19 protein-coding genes are annotated in these 22,833 nt (G+C 39.5%); 15 read left to right on the top strand and 4 right to left on the bottom strand.

The window, feature by feature from the left end:
* Window positions 1-63: 63 nt before the first annotated feature.
* From lpdA to argH, 4 genes are all read left to right on the top strand, one after another.
* Window positions 64-1,464: a dihydrolipoyl dehydrogenase gene (gene lpdA / locus L1999_RS17670; protein ID WP_235739753.1), complete on the top strand. Its 1,401-nt coding sequence runs from the start codon at window positions 64-66 to the stop codon at window positions 1,462-1,464.
* A gap of 131 nt (window positions 1,465-1,595) precedes the next feature.
* On the top strand, window positions 1,596-2,465 hold the full coding sequence (gene purU / locus L1999_RS17665; RefSeq protein ID WP_235739752.1) for a formyltetrahydrofolate deformylase: 870 nt from the start codon (window positions 1,596-1,598) through the stop codon (window positions 2,463-2,465).
* A gap of 31 nt (window positions 2,466-2,496) precedes the next feature.
* A complete protein-coding gene (locus L1999_RS17660) occupies window positions 2,497-2,673 on the top strand; it encodes a hypothetical protein (RefSeq protein WP_235739751.1) in 177 nt (58 codons plus the stop codon).
* A 361-nt stretch (window positions 2,674-3,034) separates the two neighbouring features.
* On the top strand, window positions 3,035-4,558 hold the full coding sequence (gene argH, locus L1999_RS17655; RefSeq protein ID WP_235739750.1) for an argininosuccinate lyase: 1,524 nt from the start codon (window positions 3,035-3,037) through the stop codon (window positions 4,556-4,558).
* A 122-nt stretch (window positions 4,559-4,680) separates the two neighbouring features.
* Here the strand turns inward: argH and L1999_RS17650 are convergent, their stop codons facing one another.
* Window positions 4,681-6,081 carry an amino acid permease gene (locus tag L1999_RS17650; protein WP_235739749.1) on the bottom strand — a complete coding sequence of 467 codons (1,401 nt, stop codon included), beginning with the start codon at window positions 6,079-6,081 and terminating at the stop codon, window positions 4,681-4,683.
* Window positions 6,082-6,600: 519 nt separating this feature from the next.
* On the opposite strand from L1999_RS17650, the gene L1999_RS17645 reads away from it, so the two are divergent.
* The gene (locus L1999_RS17645; RefSeq protein ID WP_235739748.1) at window positions 6,601-6,930 is read left to right on the top strand and encodes a four-helix bundle copper-binding protein; all 330 of its coding nucleotides are present in this window, start codon (window positions 6,601-6,603) and stop codon (window positions 6,928-6,930) included.
* 224 nt (window positions 6,931-7,154) lie between these two features.
* On the opposite strand, the gene L1999_RS17640 is transcribed toward L1999_RS17645, so the two are convergent.
* A complete protein-coding gene (locus L1999_RS17640; protein ID WP_235739747.1) occupies window positions 7,155-8,387 on the bottom strand; it encodes an endo-1,4-beta-xylanase in 1,233 nt (410 codons plus the stop codon).
* Window positions 8,388-8,726: 339 nt separating this feature from the next.
* On the opposite strand from L1999_RS17640, the gene L1999_RS17635 reads away from it, so the two are divergent.
* The 10 genes from L1999_RS17635 to L1999_RS17590 all read left to right on the top strand — a co-directional run bounded on the left by L1999_RS17635 (window position 8,727) and on the right by L1999_RS17590 (window position 21,354).
* Window positions 8,727-9,761 carry an autoinducer 2 ABC transporter substrate-binding protein gene (locus L1999_RS17635; protein ID WP_235739746.1) on the top strand — a complete coding sequence of 345 codons (1,035 nt, stop codon included), beginning with the start codon at window positions 8,727-8,729 and terminating at the stop codon, window positions 9,759-9,761.
* Window positions 9,762-9,789: 28 nt separating this feature from the next.
* Window positions 9,790-11,577, top strand: a complete 1,788-nt coding sequence (locus L1999_RS17630; RefSeq protein ID WP_235739745.1) for a sensor histidine kinase — start codon at window positions 9,790-9,792, stop codon at window positions 11,575-11,577.
* On the top strand, window positions 11,567-13,180 hold the full coding sequence (locus L1999_RS17625; protein WP_235739744.1) for a response regulator transcription factor: 1,614 nt from the start codon (window positions 11,567-11,569) through the stop codon (window positions 13,178-13,180). The genes L1999_RS17630 and L1999_RS17625 overlap by 11 nt, the downstream gene beginning before the upstream one ends.
* Window positions 13,181-13,378: 198 nt before the next feature.
* The gene (locus tag L1999_RS17620) at window positions 13,379-14,890 is read left to right on the top strand and encodes a sugar ABC transporter ATP-binding protein (RefSeq protein ID WP_235739743.1); all 1,512 of its coding nucleotides are present in this window, start codon (window positions 13,379-13,381) and stop codon (window positions 14,888-14,890) included.
* A gap of 29 nt (window positions 14,891-14,919) precedes the next feature.
* A complete protein-coding gene (locus tag L1999_RS17615; RefSeq protein WP_235739742.1) occupies window positions 14,920-15,957 on the top strand; it encodes an ABC transporter permease in 1,038 nt (345 codons plus the stop codon).
* Between the two features lie 4 nt (window positions 15,958-15,961).
* Window positions 15,962-16,996, top strand: a complete 1,035-nt coding sequence (locus tag L1999_RS17610; protein ID WP_235739741.1) for an ABC transporter permease — start codon at window positions 15,962-15,964, stop codon at window positions 16,994-16,996.
* Between the two features lie 63 nt (window positions 16,997-17,059).
* Window positions 17,060-18,118, top strand: a complete 1,059-nt coding sequence (rhaS, locus tag L1999_RS17605) for a rhamnose ABC transporter substrate-binding protein (RefSeq protein ID WP_235739740.1) — start codon at window positions 17,060-17,062, stop codon at window positions 18,116-18,118.
* A 112-nt stretch (window positions 18,119-18,230) separates the two neighbouring features.
* Window positions 18,231-18,716 carry a glycoside hydrolase family 78 protein gene (locus tag L1999_RS17600; protein ID WP_235739739.1) on the top strand — a complete coding sequence of 162 codons (486 nt, stop codon included), beginning with the start codon at window positions 18,231-18,233 and terminating at the stop codon, window positions 18,714-18,716.
* Window positions 18,717-18,790: 74 nt separating this feature from the next.
* A complete protein-coding gene (locus L1999_RS17595) occupies window positions 18,791-19,129 on the top strand; it encodes an alpha-L-rhamnosidase N-terminal domain-containing protein (RefSeq protein ID WP_235739738.1) in 339 nt (112 codons plus the stop codon).
* Window positions 19,120-21,354 carry a family 78 glycoside hydrolase catalytic domain gene (locus tag L1999_RS17590; RefSeq protein WP_430539975.1) on the top strand — a complete coding sequence of 745 codons (2,235 nt, stop codon included), beginning with the start codon at window positions 19,120-19,122 and terminating at the stop codon, window positions 21,352-21,354. Before L1999_RS17595 ends, L1999_RS17590 begins: the two co-directional genes overlap by 10 nt.
* A gap of 166 nt (window positions 21,355-21,520) precedes the next feature.
* Here the strand turns inward: L1999_RS17590 and L1999_RS17585 are convergent, their stop codons facing one another.
* Together L1999_RS17585 and L1999_RS17580 are read right to left on the bottom strand one after the other, a co-directional pair.
* Window positions 21,521-22,219 carry an NAD(P)H-binding protein gene (locus L1999_RS17585; RefSeq protein WP_235739737.1) on the bottom strand — a complete coding sequence of 233 codons (699 nt, stop codon included), beginning with the start codon at window positions 22,217-22,219 and terminating at the stop codon, window positions 21,521-21,523.
* Window positions 22,220-22,238: 19 nt separating this feature from the next.
* Window positions 22,239-22,655: a MerR family transcriptional regulator gene (locus tag L1999_RS17580; RefSeq protein ID WP_235739736.1), complete on the bottom strand. Its 417-nt coding sequence runs from the start codon at window positions 22,653-22,655 to the stop codon at window positions 22,239-22,241.
* Window positions 22,656-22,833: the final 178 nt, after the last annotated feature.

Raw genomic sequence — 22,833 nt, 5'->3', positions numbered from 1 at the left:
TACCTTTTTTTACCTTTAGCTTACCTTTAGGTTTCATCGACAATAGAAAAAGGGGAAATGAACATGACAAAAGAATACGACATTGTGATCATCGGCGGGGGACCCGGCGGGTATGTCGCAGCGATTCGTGCCTCCCAATTAGGCTTTAAAGTGGCGGTAGTTGAAAAAGGGAAAGTAGGCGGAACATGCCTTCATGCCGGATGTATCCCATCAAAGGCCTTATTGCGAAGTGCAGAACTATACGCGCAAACAAAAAATGCCCGCGCATTTGGTATCATCGCTCCAGAAGTTGGACTTGATTTTTCATTGGTACAAGACAGGAAAGAAGACATTAAGGACCGCCTGTTTAAAGGGATACAGCATTTAATGAAAAAAGGGAAAATCGATTTGTATGAGGGAAAAGGAAGTATCCTAGAATCAAAGGATGTTTTAATACAATTAAATAATGGGGAAGGGGAAGTCATTGTAAGCCCGCGGAAGATTTTAATTGCCACTGGTTCGCGGCCAAGAACATTTCAAGGCTTGGAGGCGGATGAGAAGTATGTCATGACGTCTGATGAAGCGTTAGAAATGGAAACGCTGCCAAAATCAATCATCATTGTTGGCGGCGGAGTAATTGGAATCGAGTGGGCATCGATGCTCGTAGATTTCGATGTGCAGGTGACAGTACTTGAATATGCCGATCGTATTTTACCGACAGAAGATAAAGACGTTTCAAAAGAAATCCAACGGTTACTAAAGAAAAAAGGAGTTAAAATTGTCACAGGAGCAAGGGTTCTTTCAGAAACGCTTGAAAAAGGGGAGGGTGTTTCGATTAAGGCGGAGCATAAAGGGAAAGAAGTGTCCTATTCTGCAGACAAACTTTTAGTATCAGTAGGCAGGCTGCCAAATGTAGAAGGAATTGGGCTTGATAAAACCGAGGTTGAAATGAATGGCATGTTTATCAAAACAAATGAATTCTATCAAACGAAAGAAGCCACTATCTATGCCATTGGCGATTGTATCGGGGGATTACAGCTTGCCCATGTCGCTTCACATGAAGGCATTATTGCAGTTGAACATATGGCAGGGGAAAACCCGAACATGCTTGATCCCACGCTAGTTCCAAAATGTGTCTACTGCAGCCCAGAAGTAGCGAGTGTTGGCCTCACAGAAGAGGAAGCGAAGGAGAAGGGATTTCAAGTTAAAACTGGTAAATTCTCATTCCGAGCAATTGGAAAAGCCCTCGTTTTAGGAGAATCAGACGGATTTATCAAACTGGTTGTCGAGGAAGGTACGGATAAACTGTTAGGAGCCCATATGGTCGGTCCCCATGTAACGGATATGATTACAGAGGTTGGTTTAGCCCGTGTATTGAATGCAACTGCCATGGACATTGCTCATACGATCCATCCACATCCAACCTTATCCGAAGCGATTGGTGAAGCAGTGTTGTCTATAGATGGAAAGGCCATTCATGGTTAATCCAAACATATGAAGAATAATCGTCTCACAAAAATAGTTTAGCAGTTTGAGAGGATTCCTGATAGGTTGGAAGGATTGCCCTTCTAATCAATTGATTATACATGAACCATTGGCGAAGGGATGGTGGGAGAATGAGTACAAAAGAAAACCTTAACCGTGCGAAATTATTAATTTCTTGTCCAGAAAAGCCTGGTATTATTTCAAAAGTTACCAATTTTTTATTAGAACATAAAGCAAATATTGTCCATTTTGACCAACATACGACAGATCCACACTCAGGTGTATTTTTTATGCGGATTGAGTTTGAAATGGAAGTCATGGATGCCTCAATTGAGAAGCTAGAACAGGATTTACATGTAATGGGACGGGACTATAAGCTAGAATGGCAGCTTAGCAGTACGAACAAAAGAAAGCAAATGGCCATCTTTGTTTCCAAAGCAGATCATTGTCTGAATGAGCTTCTTTGGCGCTGGAAGTCTAAGGAAATACAAGTAGATATCCCGATGGTCATCAGTAATCATCCCGACTTAAAAGCGGTAGTTGAGGGGTATGGCATCCCTTTTTATCATATCCCCATGTCACATGAAACAAAAGAAGAAGCCGAACAGAAAGCATTAGAGCTGTTGGAAGGGAAAGTAGACTTTATTGTCCTGGCCAGGTATATGCAGATTCTTTCCCCCAAATTTATTTCTCATTTTCCGAATCAAATTATTAACATCCATCACTCGTTCTTACCGGCATTTGTTGGTGCGAATCCTTATGTAAGAGCGTTTAACCGCGGCGTAAAGTTAATCGGAGCAACGGCTCATTACGTTACCAATGATCTTGATGAAGGACCGATCATCGAACAAGATGTGCAACGGATTAATCATCGTTATACAGTTGAAGATTTAAAGACTGCCGGACGACATGTCGAGAAAAAGGTCCTTGCTGAAGCAGTTTCCTGGCATGTTGAAGATAAAGTACTTGTCCATGGCAATAAAACGATTGTTTTTACATAAGTTTAGCGGCAGATGATAGGAGATGGTTTTTTTGGCAGAAAATGAACATGTACTAGGCGTTATTCATTTCGTATTAGCTATTCTGTGGATCTGTTTTTTTATCAAGAGTAAACGAAATCATACCGTAAACTACATACATATCATGTTGCTGCTATTTGCCGTTGGTATTTTAATTAATACACTATTTAATGTGATTAATCGTTTGTAGTATTAGGATAGTAGAAAAAGCTTGCGGATGATTGTTATCTGCAAGCTTTTATTAATCGGAAATGGGTAAAAATTATCCTAGTTGACGATTGAAGTACAAGACTTCAGTAGTTAGGATTAATTGAAAAATTATAATTTTAAGAAAATATCGAAAGAAAGGTAAATAATTGTTATAATTAATTTCCAATAAGAATAATTGAAAAGTAGAAGTCTTCTGGAAAACCGACGTCATGAACATATAATGTTCATGCTTTTTTTATAAGAATAAGAGGCTGCAGACCAACAAAAGGTGAACCTTTTTCTCTTGTTTCATTTTCTAAAGTTTACTTGTCATAATGTTAGGATTTTTAGGGGGGATTGTATTGGATAGTAAGGAAAGCATTTTGAAAAAGGAAGGGCGGAAGTTTCCTGGAGCGACTTATTCAGAGGTAGTATTGGCACCTGCTTATGAGCACGCCAAACAAACTTTACTAGAGCCGATGCTGGCAATCCATAAAGCCCATCTAATTATGCTGGTGGAGCAAGGATTGTTGGAGGTGAGCGGAGCATCCCAAATCCTGGCAGGTATTGACGCACTGGATAAGAAGGCACTTCTTCAATCCACCTATGATGGACAGTATGAGGATCTCTTTTTCCTTGTAGAAAGCCAAATCATAAACGTTGCCGGCGAAATGGGTGGAAGTTTGCACCTTGCCAGGAGTCGCAACGATATGGGTGTTGCCATGTACAGGATGGTTCTTAGGGACAAGATTCTTCTCGCCATTGAGGCGCTGCTTTCCTTTCAAGAAACCCTTTTGAGGGTGATTGATACCTATAAGGAAACCATTGTTCTGGGGCATACTCATACACAGCAGGCCCAGCCGATGACGTTTTCTCATTATTTACTGGGAATCTACGATGTCGTTGACCGTGACTTAAAAAGATTAAAGGCAGCCTATGATACATGCAATGCCAGTCCTCTCGGTGCAGCGGCCTTCACTACGACTGGATTTCCGATTGACCGAAAAAGGATCGCAGAGTTATTAGGATTCCCGAAAATCATCAAGAGTGCCTATGATTCTATTGGGGGTGCTGATTATTTAGGGGAAATTGCGACAGCGATCCAATTAACCTTTATCAATCTCGGCCGATTTTCGCAAGATCTTCTCTTATGGTCTAGTCAGGAATTTTCAGCGATCCGTGTTGCAGACCCCTATGTGCAAACGAGTTCGATTATGCCGCAAAAAAGAAATCCCGTTTCACTTGAGCATATTCGGGCATTAAGCTCAAGCGGAATTGGAAATGCCCAAACTGTACTTCAAATGTTACATAACACACCATACGGAGATATAAACGATACGGAAGATGACCTTCAACCGTATTTATGGAAGGGCCTGCAGCTTTTTGATCAAGTTTTTCGGCTAACAAAAGTGGTGGTTGGAACAATTGAAGTGAATGAAGCACTGTTAAAAAGAAGGGCCCAAGAGAGTTTTGCGACGATTACCGAATTAGCCGATACTCTGTTTAGGGAAGCTAACATCCCGTTCCGCACCGCTCATGCCATTGCCAGCGAGGTGGTGAAAATTGCTTTGGCCAGAGGCTTGAATGCAACTCATGTCACATCTCTACTCGTTGATGAAGCGGCAAAAGCAGTTGTCGGAGTTTCGTTGGATTTACCGGAGGAGGTCATTCGAACAGCAATGGACCCAGAACACTTTGTAAAAATTCGATCTCTGCCTGGCGGACCAGCACCGGAGGAAATGAAGCGGGCCATTGTGGAAAGGGAAGCTAGTCTACAACACCATCTTTCTTTACACGATATGGAGGTTAATCGAATGAAGGTTTGTATGGAAAAACTTGATCAACTGACAAGCAGGTGGGGCAAAAAGGATGACATGGAACCTTAATGGTTGACAAGTAATAAAACATAATAAAGCTGACCTTATTACCAAAGGCTTTAGTAAGATGGAGCCCGTATAAGTCACCACCCACCAGAAATCAGCCCTGGTGGAGAGGTGAATATCTTAGATTAATTTCCTTTCCTTTTCCCTCCGAAGAAGCTGTATGCCAGAAATATAATGAGGATTATCCCTAGGCTGATAAATAAGCCGTAACGCTCATTCGGTCTAAAAAGCCCACCGCATAAAACAAAGACGATCAGAACAATTCCCGAATAGGAAGTAAATGGTGACCCCGACATTTTAAAAGACACCTTTGACTGATCCAAATAGGTTTTCCGATACGTAATTTGGGAGGCAAGAATGATACACCAGTTTAATATTAGTGTTACACCTGCTGCCGTTGTTAAATATTCGTATACGGTACTCGGAAGAAATAAGGAGACAATAATCGCTGCTGCTAGTCCTGAAAATCCTAGCAGCAAGGCATGTAAAGGAACACCTTTTTTCGTGGTTTTGGAAAAGGTCTTGGGTGCTTCTCCATCATTTGATAAGGATACCATGACCTTCGTGATCGAAAACAAGGACCCCACCATCGTAGAAAATGCCGCACTAATGATTATGATGTTAAAAATGGTGCCAAGATATGGGATGGGAAAGTTTGACAAGGCTGTAACAAACGGGCTTTCTCCTTCATCGATTTTTGTCCAGCTAACCATTGAAACCACCATAAACAAAGATAGTACATATAGGCACAAAAGGGTGATGATTAGGACGATACCCGATTTACTAACATCCTTTTTATGTTTTAGCTCGTTTGAAGTGACTCCGATTACCGCAATCCCCCCGAATGAAAATAGGGCAAAAATTAGGGAAGACCACCAGCCAGTAAAACCGTGCGGGAACAAGCTGGTCATATGGAACACGGTTCCCGGATGAATACTGGTGGTTCCAGCTGATATGACCCCAAACAGCAGCAATAACCCAAAAAGGATAAATATCACCAATGTGGATATTTTCACTACGGCAAATAATGTCTCGATTTTGCCGAAATTTCTCATCCCTAAAAGATTAATCCCAAGTCCAAGTACCGAATAAATAATTGCAAATATCCATAATGGTACATGATGAAACCAGTATTGGGTGAAAATGGACAATGCAGTCACTTCGCTTGACATGATAAGAACGCCTGATATCCAATACATCCATCCACTTATAAACCCAATCCGTTCCCCGAAGGCTAAGCGTGCATAAGTTCGGAATGACCCTGGCTGAGGGTCATGTACTGACATCTCTGCCAGTGCACTGAAGGCTAAAAACGCAATGATTCCACCAAGCAGGTAGGCAAATATCATTGAGGTCCCAGCGGTTTTAATGGATAGTCCCGTCCCCAGTAAAAAGCCGGCGCCGATAATAGAACCAATGCCTATTAGGGACAACTGCCACCATCCAATCCCCTTTGTATTCCCTTTTTCTCGTTCATGCTTCTTGCTATCATTTACCATCTGTTTGACAGTATGCTCATTTCGCATTTGGTGTGCCCCCTTAAATACTGACTTCTACCTCTATTTAGACTAAATAAACAGCTTTAAACATTAAAAAATGATGAGAATGATAGGAAGCCGGAATGACTAGAAAACGATTAATATTTACCCAAATTACTTTTTGGGAAAAGGGAACTAGGGAGCGAATCTAGGCCAATTTGGATTCATTTGGCCGTTTGGATGATCACCTGCTCTCTTATAGTTATTGAGGGTAAGTTTCATTTACCATTTCTTACAAAAAATGCTTCACTTGGGCAATGAGAGACGGTTTGATTTACCGTCTTAGGATAAAAAACTGGTTTGCGGGCAATGAAACATGGTTTGATTTACCGTCTTAGGTAATAAAACTTGCTCGCGGGCAATGAGAGACGGTTTCATTTACCGTCTTAGGCAAAAAAAACCCTCGCGGACAATGAAACCTGAAATTAGCCTTAAAAAATAAACCTTTTGTTTAACACAATGAAGAAAAGGTTATAAGAATATAGAATGCTTGAAGGAGGTATAGAGATGTCACACGAACAATATCAATCTGTTATTGAATCTCTCCATGAATGTATGGTAGCTTGTAACCACTGTTTCGATGCTTGTTTGGAAGAGGAGAATGTTCGAATGATGTCGAAGTGTATCCGCTTAGACCGGGAGTGTGCGGATATTTGCTCCTATTTAGAACAGGCGATTGCCAGAGGAACACCATTCATTTCCGAATTAGCACAAGTGTGTGCAACAATTTGTGAAGAATGTGGAAAAGAGTGTCAAAACCACCAACATCCACATTGTCAAAATTGCGCAGAGGCATGCTTAAGGTGTGCAGAAGCTTGTAGAAAGTTAACTGCTTAGTACAATTGTGAAAAGCTTTAAACCGTTATCGAGAAAGAAGGTGTTTTCCTATTGGAAAGCACCTTCTTCTCTACTAATGTTTAATCCTATCTATTGTTTAAAAAAGTTTTAAGGAAAAAGTTATTAAGCTAAAGAGGGCTAGATTTTAAAGGAAATAAGGTTTTACCCATGTGCAAACTTCCGGCCAAAATTTAGCCGGAAGCTTTACAACTATACAGCCCGGACTAGATTACCAGCTGTACGGTATCAGAATCTGTATCTAATTTAAAGGCAACTTCCTTATCTCCACAAACAAGATCATAATCACCAAGAAATCCTTCAAATGAAACCGTACCGTTTTCATCGGTCTGGCATGACACATTTGTATGCCAGTCATTTTTAATCAGTTTTTTCATTACTTCATATGAGGGTTTTGGGCTATTATCTGTTCTGATAAATCCAGCAGGAGCACCTAGCCATGCCCCATCATCACTGAAGGACCAGGCTGTAATAGCTTCAACCAGAGGATGTTTAAACAGAATTGAATACATTTCTTCTACTTCTTTTGCCTGGCGTTCTTCAAATTCTGGTGTGGATGGCCATTCGGGAATCTGATAATCATTCAGATCTTCAATTTGTGACGGCATCAGATGACCAGATGTCAATGTGTTCTCTGTAAAGTGAAGGGGAAGACCAAAGTGTGAGAAACGCTCTAAGATTTCTTCTAATTTCTCACGTCCCCAATAACCCTGATGCTGGTGTGACTGAATACCAATCGCATCAATGGGAATACCTGCATTTAAACATCCATCAATTAAGATTTCATAGTTAATAGATGTATTAAAGTCATTTAATAATAGAGTCGCACCAGGATTGAATTCACGTGTTTTGGCAAACATTTCTTTAATAATCCCAATTCGGCCAAGTTCTTTGCTAATTCTTGTTATACCATTGTCATACTTATCAAAAATAGGCATAATCACCACTTCGTTGATTACATCCCACATATCGATTAATCCTTTAAAATCTGATACTTCCCATTCAATTCTAGTAAACTGTGCTTTCAATATTTCTTCATTGCTCATATCGAGAAGCCATGGAGCCGTTACGGTGTGCCAGCAAAGAGGATGTCCTTTCACGGTTATGTTTCTTTCTTTTAACCACTGAGCCGCGGCCTTTAATTCTTTCGTAAGTGGTTTTCCTTTTTCTGGCTCGAATGTTCCCCAATAGAAAGGTAATGTAGCAGAGTTAAATACGTCTAAGAACTTATCCAGTTTTTCTTCCAAAAAAGTAAGTCTGTCTGCTGGTACATTTTGATTGGCTACTGGAACTGCATCAAAAATGCCGCAGCCAAATAAGAACTTATGGTTTGTCTGTTTAAGTGCTACTTTCTTTCCTGCAACAGGATTTCCTGAAGTATCCACAAGTTGGATCGTCTTCCTTGCCATACGGTGTGCAAATTCATTTGTTTGTCCCATTATATTGCCTCCGTTTCATAACCGTTTCGAATTGGTTCAACACAGAAAACGTTTTCACGTATCTTATCTAAATTCTACCAAACTTTGTTTGGTCGGACAACTAACTTTATATCCTGTAGTAAATTTTTACCTCTTAGTGCGAGGTCCTTTTTTAATGATTTGGGCAGCGAAAAGAAATATTATAATCAATACCTAATCTATTTTTATATTAATTTGGTGAAAAAATTGTGTTATGATAAAAATTGCAAACAATAATATTCAGAATTTTCTTTTTACATATTTTCAGGGTTGGATTGTGTAATAATAATACTCAAAAAAATTTGGGGGAAACGGAATATCATGAAAAGAGACTATTGTTTTTTCATATTGGTATTTCTTATTTTTGCAAGCGGTTGCAGTAGGGGAGAAGAGTTTAAGATTGTATACTCCAATGGAAAAGTAAAGAATCCTCCACAGGAAAGTAATGAAAGTAAGCCAGTTACCATTGCAGTAGTTCCAAAACTGGTTAATATACCTTATTTCAATGCGGTGGAAGAAGGAGCTTCTGAAGCGGGAAAAGATCTTGGAATAAAGGTTATCTATAAAGGTCCTACCGTTGCTGACGCTGACCAGCAAATAAGAGTAATCAACGAACTAATTGATCAAAAGGTGGATGTCATTGCCGTTTCCGCCAATGACCCAGATAAGTTAGTTCCAGTCTTAGAGAAGGCAAAAGGCCAGCATATTAAAGTCATTACATGGGATTCAGATACACTCCCTAACTCAAGAGAGTTCTTTATCAACATGGTAAATCCCGAGACATTGGGAAGACATTTGATGGATACACTGGCTTGGAAACTAAATGAAGAAGGTGATTTTGCCATCATCACAGGAGCAAAATCGGCAGCAAATTTAAACAAATGGTTAAATTGGATACAAGTACAGCAAAGGGAGAATTATCCCAATATGCATCTTATCAAAATCGTCGCTTCAGATGATGACTCTCATAAAGCATATATACTCGCAAAGCAATTACTAACACAGTATCCACATTTAAAAGGCATTATCGGAAATTCTTCTGTTGGTCCGCCGGCCGCAGCTCAAGCTGTCAAAGAAGCAGGGCAAGCCGGAAAAGTCGTTGTGGCAGGGTTATCCCCGCCAAATCCAATGAACCAATATTTAAAAGAAAATGATGCACAAATTGTGACATTATGGAGTCCAAAAAAATTGGGTTATTTGACAGTGGCCCTGGCTGCCAACCTGATCAAGGGGCAGCGGCCTTATGACGGTGAAAAAATTCCACAAGTCGGGAAAATTAACATGATAGATGATATGGTTATCATGGGGGAACCCATAGATTTTACAAAGGAAAATGTAGATCAGTATGATTTTTAACAGGATAAGATTAAGAAACTACCGTTTAATGAATAAACTGATTATTACGTATCTATTGATTACGGTAATCCCAGTTTCATTGATTGGCTATATTGGATATAACCAATATACAAAGTCAATCGAAGAGCAGGTCGGAGAGTATATTCCAAGAGTATTGGATCAGGCGAATGAGCGAATCAATGACCATATCAGTGAATTTAGGGAGCTGCCAGACCTTCTCTATAATTCAGACCAAGTGATTGAAATCCTTAGAAAAGATGCATATCAAAACAATTCTTCCTTATTACGAGATAAGTTTCTGGTTAACAGCTACTTGACAAACACTTATATTAACGGTGGAAATTCGGATATCCTTGGGGTTTTCATTTTATCAAAAAACAGGCTGTTTGCCGCTTCGAGACTCCAATACACAGGTTTTGAAAGTATTGCTTTGCCATTTGGACAAGATCTGGATTTAAAAGGCAAACAACAAATCATCTTTCCCAATCAGATCACATTGAAATTTAAAAATAATCCCCCCTATATTCTGCTTCTGCAGCAAATAACGGACACAGAGAATCGAATGAAATTAGGAACTATTTTTATTGCAGTCGATTTAACCTTTGTTAAAAATATAGTAAATAATTTGGAAGCCGTTAACAAAGCAGATATTACGCTTATGGATACGAATGGACAAATTGTTTACGATACAAATCCCAACGATATTGGAAAGACTAATGTGGATTTAAACCATTATCCAAAAATTAATGGAAGTTTTAAAACCACAAGGGAAAAGGAAAATAAATTGATAAGTATCAGCAGGATAGGTCCGAATCAATGGATTTTGACTCATAGTGTTTTATTGAAGAATTTGACTGAAAGGACGGATCTCGTCCGAAAAGCTACCATCATTGCATTTTTGGGGGTCATTCTAATAAGTACAGTCATCTCTATTATTCTTGCCTGGAGTGTATCGAGACCCATTAACCGATTAACAAAATTAATGAAACAAGTGGAAAAGGGAAACTTTAATGTCGATCTCCCAATCAATGGCAACGATGAAGTAGGAGTTCTTGCGAAAAGCTTTAATTCAATGGTTCATGAGATTAATAGTTTGATAAAACAGAATTTTCAAATTAAATTACAACAGAAGGAAGCCGAATTATATGCTCTGCAATCGCAAATAAATCCACACTTTATGTACAATACCCTTGAAACAGTTGGTATGGCGGTAGAAGAAGGGGAAGATGATGTGGTGGTAGAAATGGTTTCCCGTCTTGGCCGCATGCTTCGATTTTCCATAAGTAATAAAGAAAAAACGGTTCCAATTGACCAGGAAGTCCAACATATCAAGGATTATTTAACGATTCAAAAATTTAGATTTGAAGATCGCATTGAATTTTCGATTCATGAAGAAATGGATCCTAAAAAATATTACACGCCAAAGTTTATATTGCAGCCGATTGTTGAGAATGCCATTAAACATGGACTGGATGAAGAACAGGATTTTAAAATCAACATTTTTATCTCAAGAGTTGGTAACGTTTCAACGAAAAATGAGGAAGTGATTTTTCGCGTGATCGATAACGGTCCTGGAATTCCTGAAAAAGTTGTTTCTGATCTCAAAAGCTACCTTGAATCGGACCCAATGGCAAGGCGCGACTCCCAATTTGGATTAATTAACGTTCATGGCCGGCTAATAATGATGTTTGGAAAGGGCTATGGGTTGCAAATAAATAGTCAAATGAAAAAAGGCACTGAAGTAATTATTTCTATTCCATTAATGATGCAGGACAATCTGGGAAAGGTTGAAGGAGGCGGGGAGAGTGAACACTAGAAAAATCAAAGCCATTGTGGTAGACGATGAAAATCGAATCAGACGGGGAATTGAAAGGTTAATCCTATCTTGCGGGGAAGAATTTGAGATTGTTGGGAGCTATAACAGTGGAACTAAATTGATAAATGAATATGAAAAAGAAAACATTTGTTTCGATTTATTGATTACAGATATTAAAATGCCGGGGATGAATGGGCTGGAACTTATAAAAGAAATGAGAAACAGAGCATCTTTTGAAGCGGTAGTAATTAGCGGCTTTAACGACTTTCATTATTTGCAAACAGCCATTCGCGAACGAGCGCTCGATTATATGGTGAAACCGTTAATTCGAGATGAATTCCGAGAACAGCTTGGGAAAATAAAAGATAGGATTTTAGAAAACTGGGCAAATGAAAAAAAGGTTGAAATAATCGACACTCAACTCCGTCATGTTAAGCAGACCCAAATGCTAAGCGAACTAATCAGAGGAAATGAAATTGATCTTGCTGAATTGGAGTGGACGAAAGACTTTCCTAAAGGGATATACTACCTATTACATATTTCCATTGACTTTAATCAAATGAGAGATTTATACGCACTCCAAAGTGGTGAGCTTGAAAAGAGGCTTCAGGATGTATTAAAAGGTTTTAATGAAGCAACTAAAAACTTATCTTGGATTTGGAAAGGCGATGAGGCTTCGTTTTGGATCTTAATCCACAACAAAGAAGCTGACCAATTACAAGAAATACTGGCAGCTGAAAGGCTGCAATCCGCCATAAAAGCAGGAACGAACCTGACATCGACCATCGCACTTAGCAGAAGTTTTTATGATGTGGCTGTTATTCCCGCCTTAAGAGATCGCCTTTCAGCGCTGCTGCAATTCCGCCTGATTTATGGCGGAAATCAAATTTATACCCTTTCATTGGTAGAAAATATTCTTAAGGAAAGGGGGAAGATAAAAGAGTCTAAGGAGTTAGAGATTACCATTACGAGAATGGTAGAATCACTTGATCCTTTAAAGAGGGAAGAACTTTTTCATCATTTAAATCATTACCTTACCGAACTGAAAAAGCTTCCTTCCCCGCGAGATATCGAAAAGAGTATCCAAGTGTTGGCCATCCAAACGATCAACCGGCTACTTACAAAGTCAGTAGCAAAAGACGAGCTTCATTTAATTCAGGAAGCACTTAAACTGACTAGGAAATCTCTGAACTTTATCGAATTAAAGGTAAATCTTACGACCTGGATGCATAAAGTACTTAAAATTTTTGAAGAAAAGAATATACATGAATCCATTAATCCTATTGATACGGCAAAAACATGGATTACGGAGAACTTAGGAAATAATATCACCATTGATAAGATTGCCAAAATTATTCATATGAACCCCACTTATTTTTGTGAATATTTTAAAAATCAAACCGGTGAGACGGTATTAGACTTTGTGACGAAAGCTAGAATTGAAAAATCAAAGGATCTGCTTTTATCCACCGATTTAAAGATATATGATATCTCACAACTAGTTGGTTACACGGATACGAAGTACTTCAGTAAATTGTTTAGAAAGCATTTTGGGGAAGTTCCGTCAAAATATAAGGAAAAAGCAAATATGAATTTGAAATAACCTCCGTTCAGGAGGTTTTTTTAATTTTTGGAATATTGCCGAAAATCATCCCCCTAAACCGAAAGATGTCTCCTTTTCTAAGGATGAAAGATAAAGTACCCTATATGTAAGCGGACTCAATAGACGTTTTTCTTCAGCGTATTAATTAGAGGTTCATTGAACCATAAGGTCCAAATAGAAACACAAGGAGTTGAAAAAATGTCCGAATATGTACTCGAATTAAGGGGGATTACCAAAATATTTCCGGGTGTGAAAGCCTTGGAACATGTTCATTTTAAGTTAAAACCGGGGCAAATTCATGCATTAATGGGGGAAAATGGTGCTGGTAAATCCACCTTCATTAAAGTGATAACGGGAGTTCACAAACCGGAGGAGGGAGAAATTTTTTTAAATGGTGAAAAAGTCGAATTTAATAACCCAAAAGAGGCTCAGGACAAGGGGATTGCCGCTATTTATCAGCATGTGACTAATTATCCGGATTTAAGTGTGACGGAAAATATATTCATGGGACATGAAAAAATTGCAAAAGGGACAAAGCGATTGCTTTGGAAACAAATGCATGAGGAAGCGAAAGGATTATTAAGAAGTTTGGGTTCAACCATCGATCCAAAGATGGAAATGGGGGCTTTAAGTGTTGCTCAGCAGCAAATTGTGGAAATTGCCAAAGCCATCTCAACCGATGCAAAAATTATTATTATGGATGAACCAACAGCGGCCCTTACTGCGAGGGAAAGTGAGGAGTTATATAAGATTACGGAAGGATTAAGAGACCAAGGGGCTTCAATTATCTTTATATCTCATCGGTTTGAAGATATGTATCGACTAGCAAGCCAGGTCACGGTCTTTCGAGATTCTAGATATATCGGTTCATGGGGAGTAAATGCGATTACAAAAGAAGACCTAATTGTGGCAATGGTGGGGAGAAAGATTACCCAGGTGTTTCCAGAAAAGAAATCGACCATTGGAAGTGAAGTACTTCGAGTAGAGGGATTGGGTAAGACTGGATATTTCGCCGATGTTTCATTCACTTTGCATAAAGGAGAGATCCTTGGCTTAACAGGGCTGGTTGGAGCAGGAAGAAGTGAGGTTTCCCAGGCCATTTTCGGCATTAGTCCTATCGATAAAGGTAAAGTCTATTTTAAGGGGAAAGAAGTGAAACTTCAAAATCCTCTAGTAGCGATGGAAATGGGTATCGGCTATTTGCCTGAAGATCGTCAACTACAGGGATTAATACTTGATTGGGATATAGGCAGAAATATCTCATTACCGTCACTTAAAAGATTATCTAAAAAAGGGTGGCTAAACGTAAAAAGAGAGGCAGAGATAGCTAAGAACCTGGCGGAAAAAGTAAATGTAAAAGCAAATAGTATTTTTGATCTGGCCAGTTCTCTATCCGGCGGAAATCAGCAAAAAGTGGCAGTTGCCAAATTATTAACGGCTGATTTGGATGTCATAATTCTCGATGAGCCGACGAAAGGGGTAGATGTAGGAGCAAAATCAGCGATTTATGAGATTATTAACGACCTAGCCGCACAAGGATATGGGATCATTATGATTTCTTCGGAAATGCCTGAAATTTTAGGGCTAAGTGACAATATTGTTGTGATGCGCGAAGGAAGGGTGACAAGAGTCCTAAATAAAATCCAGGCGACACAGGAGTCGATTCTTGAAGCAGCGATGATGGATGTGTCAAAGCAGATAATCGTATAAAGGAAGATTAGAAGAAAGAGGTGAGCATCATGCCAGAAGGAGTTCTGGAAAAAGCAAGAAACCCGCGGCAGGAAGTAGAGAAAGTTTCCTTTTCAGCTAAGATCTCTAAGTTTAGGGAGCTCGGACTACTCCTATTTATACTCTTGCTTTCGGTCCTTATTCAATTACGAAGCCCCAGATTTTTAACAATAGAAAATATTAATGATTTGGTTACCAATACGGCCATTCTAAGCATCCTTGCACTCGGTATGATGGTGGTACTAATTACAAGAGGAATTGATTTATCCATCGGAGCTGTTATCGCTATTTCAGGAATGATTACCGCTCAAACGATTAGTTCGCACCCAAATTTAAGCCCTTTATTGGCGATCTTACTTGGAACGGTTATTGGAATCATTTGCGGAATTATTACTGGCTTTTTGGTCTCAAAGATTGGCCTAATGCCCATCATCGCGTCCCTAGCCATGATGAATATCTTCAGGGGGTTAACGTATACAATTAGCGGTGGGAAATGGGTCAGTTCCTATCAAATGTCTAAAAGCTTTGTTGGGATCGCTACTGGGAAAATTTTAGGGATTAACACGCTTATCTTTATTGCCATTATTATCTACCTTGTTTTCTATTACTTTATTAATCACACCAGAACAGGAAGACAAATTTATGCCGTTGGAAGCAATCCCGATTCGGCTAAGGTCAGCGGAATTAACCAAACGAAGATTTTAATGATGGTATACACCATTATGGGAGGGCTTTCAGGTTTATCCGGTGTTTTGTGGGTTTCTAAATATGCTTCAGCACAAGGGGACACCGCGTCCGGATATGAACTAACCGTGATTGCTGCCTGTATTCTTGGGGGAGTAAGCATTGCCGGGGGAGCAGGCAAAATTTCCGGCGTCATCCTTGGGTCGGTCCTGCTTGGAGTATTAAATAATGCCTTGCCTCTTTTGAATGTATCCCCGTTTTGGCAATCCAGCATCCAGGGAGCAATCATCCTCGTAGCTGTTGTCGTTAACACCTTAGTGAAGAGAGGCGTGGATCGAAATAATCTCTTAAGGAGGAAAATCTAAAACGATGGAGCAGAAAACGGTCATTCAAGAGGAACATCCCAACCGGCAAATCGTTTCAAAAAGAATATTCTCATTAAAAACCTTTTTCTTTCAGTGGGAATGGATGCTTGTCCTCATTTTATTAATCGTTATGTTTATCAATACCAGCCTATCTCCTTATTTTTTAGATTATTCTAATTTAAGGGACGGAACCATGACCTTTTTAGATAAGGCCTTCATGGTTTTCCCAATGGCCTTGGTTATGATTCTGGGTGACATTGATATATCGGTGGGGTCCACGGTGGCCCTATCTTCCGTCCTAATGGCTGTTTCTTATAATCATTTGGGTCTGCCGATGGGCCTTTCTATTGTGGTCTGTCTGGCTGTTGGATCGCTTTGCGGATTTATCAATGGGCTTTTAATCGTCAAGTTTAAAGAACTATCCGCTGTTATTGTTACTTTGGGTACAATGATTCTCTACCGGGGAATTGCTTATATTATCCTCCAGGATCAGGCCGCGGGGAATTTCCCGGATTGGTATAAACTGCTTGGATGGGGATATGTAAATGGCATACCAATTATTCTTATCGCTTTTATTATTTTCGCTGTTTTCTTTGTTGTATTACTTCATAAAACCACTTTTGGCAGACAAATCTATGCTATCGGAAACAACTCAACGGCCAGCAGATTTTCCGGGGTTCAAAACGATAAAATTAAGTTGATTGTGTTTACGTTAATGGGGTTTACAGCCGCCGTTACGGCTTTGTTTTTGGCTTCCAGGATGGGAAGTACAAGACCAAATATTGCAACAGGCTATGAATTAGATGTGATTGCCATGGCTGCATTAGGCGGGATTAGTACGGCTGGAGGAAAAGGTAAAATGATCGGTACGATGATCGCCATTTTTATTATTGGGTATCTTCAATATGGTTTAGGATTGGTCAATCTATCGTCGCAAACTTTACTAATTATAGTGGGTCTGTTACTCATTTTTGCTGTTGCTGTTCCAAAAATAAAGATAAAACAATTTTTAAATGTTAAAAAGCAATCCGGTCAATAGGTTACATTACAGTATTAAAACTGTATGTATATAAAACAAATAAAAATCAAGGGGAGAAAAGGAATGAAAAAGTTTTGGGGATTATGTGTTTCTATTGTCATGATTTTCTCGATTCTGGCTGCGTGCAGCGCGACCACTTCAAAACCAGAATCAAAATCAGATTCAAAAGGTACTACTTCTGAGAAAAGCGGACCGAAGAAATATGCCTTTGTGTTTAAAAATACTGGTAACCCTTATGGGGAAAAGATGCAGGAAGGGTTTCAAAATGCGATCAAAGAAACAGGCGGTGAAGTCATTCTGCGATCACCAGATCAACCGACGGCAGAGGGACAAATTCAAATCATTGAGCAATTAATTAATCAAAAGGTAGATTCCATTACGATTGCAGGTAATGATAACGACGCCCTTCAGCCTGTGCTTGAGAAAGCAATGAATGCAGGAATTAAAGTTTCATCAGTGGATTCAGCCGTAAATGCAAAAAGCCGAAAGGTCCATGTGAACCAGGCCAACCCTGACAGAATTGGCGGAGCGCTAATTGAGGGGGTTTCGCAAATGATTGGCGGCAAAGGGGAAATTGCCATCCTTAGTGCAACATCTCAAGCGACAAACCAAAATACATGGATTGAAGTGATGAAAAAAGAACTTCAAAAACCAGAATATAAAGATATTAAACTAGTAAAAGTAGCATACGGTGACGACTTAAGGGATAAAAGTGTATCTGAAACAGAGGGATTATTACAGTCTTATCCAAATCTGAAAGCGATTATTGCTCCAACAACCGTAGGTATAGCTGCTGCTGGAAAAGTTCTGACTGACAAGGGTCTTGTAGGAAAAGTAAAATTAACTGGTTTAGGGCTTCCTAGTGAAATGGCTACTTATATTGAAAACGGTGTATGTCCGTGGATGTATTTATGGAATCCAATTGATGTAGGATATGTGGCAGGGTTTACGGCAAATGCTTTAGTAGAGGGAAAAATTACTGGAAAAGTGGGAGATAAGTTTACAGCAGGAAACCAGGGTGACCAGACCATTGTAGAAGATGGTGATGGAACACAGGTGATGCTAGGTGATCCATTTAAGTTTGATAAGGATAATATCGCTCAATGGAAGAGTGTTTACTAATCAATAGAAACAGTGCGTCACGAAAGGAAAAGCTTATAGGGTCAGATTTCGTATCACCTATAAGCTTTTCCAATGTATCAAACAGAGGAAAGATTTTTAAGAGGAGGTACATATGGGCAAAAGTCAAATAAGATCAACAAAGCGGTTGGCTATTCATGTTTCCATGGCGATGACTCTGTTCATTCCAACTATCATAAGTACTAGTCTACCTATTCAAAAGGCTGAAGCAGCTGGCTCAAGTGTAGCCGCACAGGCCATAAATGAGACCAAAGTAGCGGATTTAAGAGTGGAGTATCGAAATAATCCAATCGGAATTGATTTACAAAAACCACGATTTAGTTGGGAAATGCTCTCAAACCTTCGGGGTCAAAAACAAACAGCCTATCAATTACTTGTTGCCACCAGCCCGAATAAGCTGACACCGGATTCTGTAGATATTTGGAATAGCGGCAAAGTAAATTCCGGTGAATCTAATGCGGTTGAATATGGAGGTAAAGCTTTTAAAGCTTCCACCCGTTATTATTGGACGGTTAATGTATGGGATAAGGAAGAAAAAAATTTGAAACAGCTCCAGCCTATTTTGAAACTGGTCTATTAAGTACAGATGGAGTAGCAGGATGGGACGGAGCCAAATGGATATCCTTAGACGACTCGGTGAAGAATGGAGCACCGATGTTACGGAAAGAAACTCCTCTTAAGGGTGAAATAAAGAGCGCTCGTCTGTACATCTCGTCACTGGGCGTTTTTGATGCATTTATTAACGGGAAAAAATTAGGCATCGTGAATGGGGATGGAAGTACAGCTTATGGGCTGCTCGCACCCGGCTGGACTAGTTATGATAAAAACATTAATTATATGACCTATGATGTAACAGATTATCTCCAAGGCAAAAACAGTGTCACTTTAGCAGCAGTGCTTGGAATGGCTGGTACAACAGTAGGATCTCTGATGGGGCTAACTATTACAATTCAAAGGGAAATGATCTTGGATTGCTGGCGAAAATGCAAGTAACCTACAAAAATGGATCCACCCAAACGATTGTTACCGATACGAACGGCTGGAAAGCTACCAATAATGGTCCATATTTGGCAGACGATATATATGACGGTCAGACTTATGATGCAACCAAGGAAATGACCGGATGGAATAACAATGGATTTGATGACGCAGAGTGGAAAGGCGTAAAGGAACACCAATACAAACAAGCATTCCCGGCTGCAACAATCACATCTTATAATGGCACACCTGCACAAATCGTAGACAGCTTTGACCAAACACCGATATCAGTAACTACCGCTACCGGTGTCATAAATCAAGAATCAAGTAAAAACGGTAAAGGTGAAATCAAAATAGATACTTCTAGATCCGTAAATACTCGTTCCGAAGCGAAGGATTATAAGGTGAATTCAGCAACTGGCGATACAGTAATCTATGACCTTGGACAAAACATGGTGGGCATCCCACGCATCACAGTAAAGGGGAAAGCCGGAACTCAAATTAAGTTGCGGTTCGGCGAAATCCTTAACGACAACAGTGCAGGAGCAGATGGTCCAAAAGGGTCCATCTATACAGCAAATCTTCGGTCTGCAAAAGCTTCCCTTTTCTACACACTAAAGGGCAGTGAAGAAGGAGAAACTTATCAGCCTTCCTTAACTTTCTTTGGATTTAGATATGTGGAAATTTCTGTTTTAACACCGGGAGCCACGGTCGAATTAGATAATGTGACTGGTAAGGTTGCGACATCGGCAGTGGATGTGACAGGTACACTCGAGACTTCCAATCAAGATGTCAACCAATTAATTAGCAACATCAAGTGGGGGCAACGCGGTAACTATTTATGGGTTCCAACGGATTGCCCACAAAGGGATGAACGTCTTGGCTGGATGGGGGATGCCCAATTATTTGCTAAGACTGGCATGTATAATATGGATTCCTACAACTTCTTTGAGAATTTTACGGATAATATGGTTAACGCCCAATCTGCCAACGGTTCGTATCCAGTAACAGTACCGGCTAGTTCGTTCGGTTTAAGGGCTCCCGCTACCTCGGGGTGGTCAGATGCTGGGATTATTATTCCGTGGACCCATTGGCAAATGACAGGAGATACGACGTTAATTAATAAGGCATACAACAGCATGGAGAAATACATGGATATGATGTATAACCAAACCGGAGAAACCTACCGGGGACCTGGCAGTATTTTCGGTGACTGGTTAGCGTTCCAGGGAACAAATAACATGTTAATGAGCGACGCCTACTACGCCTATGATGCCAAGTTAATGGCACAAATGGCTACCGCCCTTGGCAAGGGCAATGATGTAAAGAAATATGAGACACTGTTTAACAATATTAAGAAAGCCTTTATTAGAAACCATATTAAAGTAGATGAAAATGGGAACTTAACAATTCAATCATCGCGTGAAGAAGGTTTTGGAATTGCCTTTTATCCAAGAGAAGATAATAGTCAAACTTCATTATTATGGGCTTTGAAGCTCGGATTCTATGACAATGAAAATCAAAAACAACAGATGATTAAGCTGCTAGTCGATAATATTCGTAATAATGATCAATATAAGGCTGCACATCCTGATAGTTCCCGAGTAAAGTATGCGGAGAATACATTATCTGTAGGATTTCTCGGAGTGAATGTACTTGCCCCTCTGCTGACGAACATCGGACAATCTGATTTGGCCTATACGCTGCTATTGCAGGATCAAATGCCATCTTGGCTTTATTCCGTAAAGAATGGTGCAACAACCATTTGGGAACGCTGGAATTCTTACTCGGTTAAAGATGGATTTGGCGATGTAAGCATGAACTCGTTCAATCACTATTCATACGGTGCTATTGGTGAATGGATGTATGATGAAATGGCAGGTATCTCCAATGATCCGGACCATCCTGGTTTCAAGCACACGATTCTTCAGCCTACCATTGATAATGATAAGCGAATCACCTGGACGAAAGGCTCGTTCGATTCCGTTTATGGGAAGATTAAAAGTGAATGGGAAGTTAAAAATGGAACGTTGACCTATTATGCGACCGTACCGGCTAATACGACTGCGACCCTTTATATTCCTACAAATAATGTGAGTACTGTTAAGGAAAGCGGACAGCTAATTGCTAAGGCAAAGGGAGTTAAGTTTATCGAGTTTAAAGATGGTAAAGCGGTCTATGAACTTGAATCCGGAAGTTATGAATTCCGATCCATTATCGCTGGTTCTAAACCAGAATAGAAGAATCGATAAAAGTAGATAAAGCTTGCAGACGATTTGTTAACTGCAAGCTTTTTTTTTTATGATTTTTTATGGTATAAATGGCAAACTGTATATTGCTCAGTTACAAAGCTTAAACAAAAATAAACTAAAGCTTTATCCCTGCTTCTCTTGCAAAAGCCAGCCTTTATTTGGGGGCTGTTTGACATAAGATTTGTTCAATTGAATATTCATTTATTATTTGCTGCGCACATTTCCAAATAGCTTTGCCCTTTATCCTGAAAATGCCGTTTTCCTTTAATTGGGAGGAATTGATCATAGCTTGAGCTAATATTTCTGTCGGCAAAGGTTTTTGATACTGAAGAATTCCTATTTTATTAAATAACTGTATGGCTTTCAATCCGGCAACTTCCATTGTTCTATCGCTATTTTTTCGGATCAACACAGGCGGGTTAAAGATAGACAACTTTGGAAAGTCTAAATCCTTTACAGCTTCTTCTAACTGACCTTTCATCCTTGTATAAAAGAAGAGAGAATTAGAAGAAGAAAAACCGGAAGATACCAAGACAAAATGATTTACATGGTTTTCTTTGGCAAATTTAGCAAACTGGTATTGATAATCGTAGTCAACTTTCCATTGAGCTTCTTTACTTCCTGCCTCTTTAAGGGTAGTACCCAAACACGAAAACAAAACATCGCCTTTGACTAAATGCTTCCATTGATCTGGTTTAGTAAAGTCAATCACATGTATCTTTAATTTTTCATGTTGTACTGCCAGGTCACGCCTAACAAAAATATCTACCTGATCAAAAGAATCGTCTTTTAATAGTAAATCCAGCAAGTCTTTACCTGTGGCTCCCGTTGCTCCTATTAATAAGGCATTCATTTTTTTCTCCTATCTTAAGTTAATTAGAATTCGAAATTCCTATTTTAGTGTTTTTATGAATATCTTCCGTTCCGGCATCTAATGCAGTCTTGTAATAGTAGCATTTATGATTGATGACTTCCATCGCTTTTTTTAGTTCTTCCATTTGTGCTTCAACATGGGCTTTCCGGTCTAAAAACATTTCATATCGTTGTTGCAGTGTGGAATCCCCATCAGAACACCAATCGATGAACGTTTTAATTTCCTTTATAGGCATCCCGGTAGCTTTCAGACATTCAATTACTTTTAAAGCCTCGATATCGGATTCTTTAAACACTCGTGTTCCGCTGGTTGTCCGTTCTACAAAAGGAATTAGACCTTCTTTGTCGTAGTAACGCAAGGTATAGACGGTTAGATTTAATTCTTTTGCAACTTCGCTAATAGAATATGTCTTCATTATTTTCTCCTATTCTTAATGATAGACTTAGAGTTAACTCTATGATTCAGGAGATTTTATCATGGTATTCCCCTAATGTCAAAGTCACCTTACATGGAGAGTATACCTTGGTCTTTGTGTGAAGTTCAGAGATCTTAAAAGGAATCTATACAAATCGCTTGACCTAGAGTTAACTATA

This window comes from Neobacillus drentensis (genome assembly GCF_021560175.1).
Lineage (GTDB): Bacteria > Bacillota > Bacilli > Bacillales > Cytobacillaceae > Neobacillus > Neobacillus drentensis_A.
Note: the sequence above shows the minus strand (reverse complement) of the source record. Positions and strands in the feature narration are given on the sequence as shown.

Excerpts from the sequence above, each read along its gene's own strand:
- lpdA (WP_235739753.1), top strand. The coding sequence starts at position 64 with ATGACAAAAGAATACGACATTGTGATCATCGGCGGGGGACCCGGCGGG.
- purU (WP_235739752.1), top strand. The coding sequence starts at position 1,596 with ATGAGTACAAAAGAAAACCTTAACCGTGCGAAATTATTAATTTCTTGT.
- L1999_RS17650 (WP_235739749.1), bottom strand. The coding sequence starts at position 6,081 with ATGCGAAATGAGCATACTGTCAAACAGATGGTAAATGATAGCAAGAAG.
- L1999_RS17645 (WP_235739748.1), top strand. The coding sequence starts at position 6,601 with ATGTCACACGAACAATATCAATCTGTTATTGAATCTCTCCATGAATGT.
- L1999_RS17640 (WP_235739747.1), bottom strand. The coding sequence starts at position 8,387 with ATGGGACAAACAAATGAATTTGCACACCGTATGGCAAGGAAGACGATC.
- L1999_RS17635 (WP_235739746.1), top strand. The coding sequence starts at position 8,727 with ATGAAAAGAGACTATTGTTTTTTCATATTGGTATTTCTTATTTTTGCA.
- L1999_RS17630 (WP_235739745.1), top strand. The coding sequence starts at position 9,790 with ATGAATAAACTGATTATTACGTATCTATTGATTACGGTAATCCCAGTT.
- L1999_RS17620 (WP_235739743.1), top strand. The coding sequence starts at position 13,379 with ATGTCCGAATATGTACTCGAATTAAGGGGGATTACCAAAATATTTCCG.
- L1999_RS17615 (WP_235739742.1), top strand. The coding sequence starts at position 14,920 with ATGCCAGAAGGAGTTCTGGAAAAAGCAAGAAACCCGCGGCAGGAAGTA.
- L1999_RS17610 (WP_235739741.1), top strand. The coding sequence starts at position 15,962 with ATGGAGCAGAAAACGGTCATTCAAGAGGAACATCCCAACCGGCAAATC.
- rhaS (WP_235739740.1), top strand. The coding sequence starts at position 17,060 with ATGAAAAAGTTTTGGGGATTATGTGTTTCTATTGTCATGATTTTCTCG.
- L1999_RS17600 (WP_235739739.1), top strand. The coding sequence starts at position 18,231 with ATGGGCAAAAGTCAAATAAGATCAACAAAGCGGTTGGCTATTCATGTT.
- L1999_RS17595 (WP_235739738.1), top strand. The coding sequence starts at position 18,791 with ATGTTACGGAAAGAAACTCCTCTTAAGGGTGAAATAAAGAGCGCTCGT.
- L1999_RS17590 (WP_430539975.1), top strand. The coding sequence starts at position 19,120 with ATGCAAGTAACCTACAAAAATGGATCCACCCAAACGATTGTTACCGAT.
- L1999_RS17585 (WP_235739737.1), bottom strand. The coding sequence starts at position 22,219 with ATGAATGCCTTATTAATAGGAGCAACGGGAGCCACAGGTAAAGACTTG.
- L1999_RS17580 (WP_235739736.1), bottom strand. The coding sequence starts at position 22,655 with ATGAAGACATATTCTATTAGCGAAGTTGCAAAAGAATTAAATCTAACC.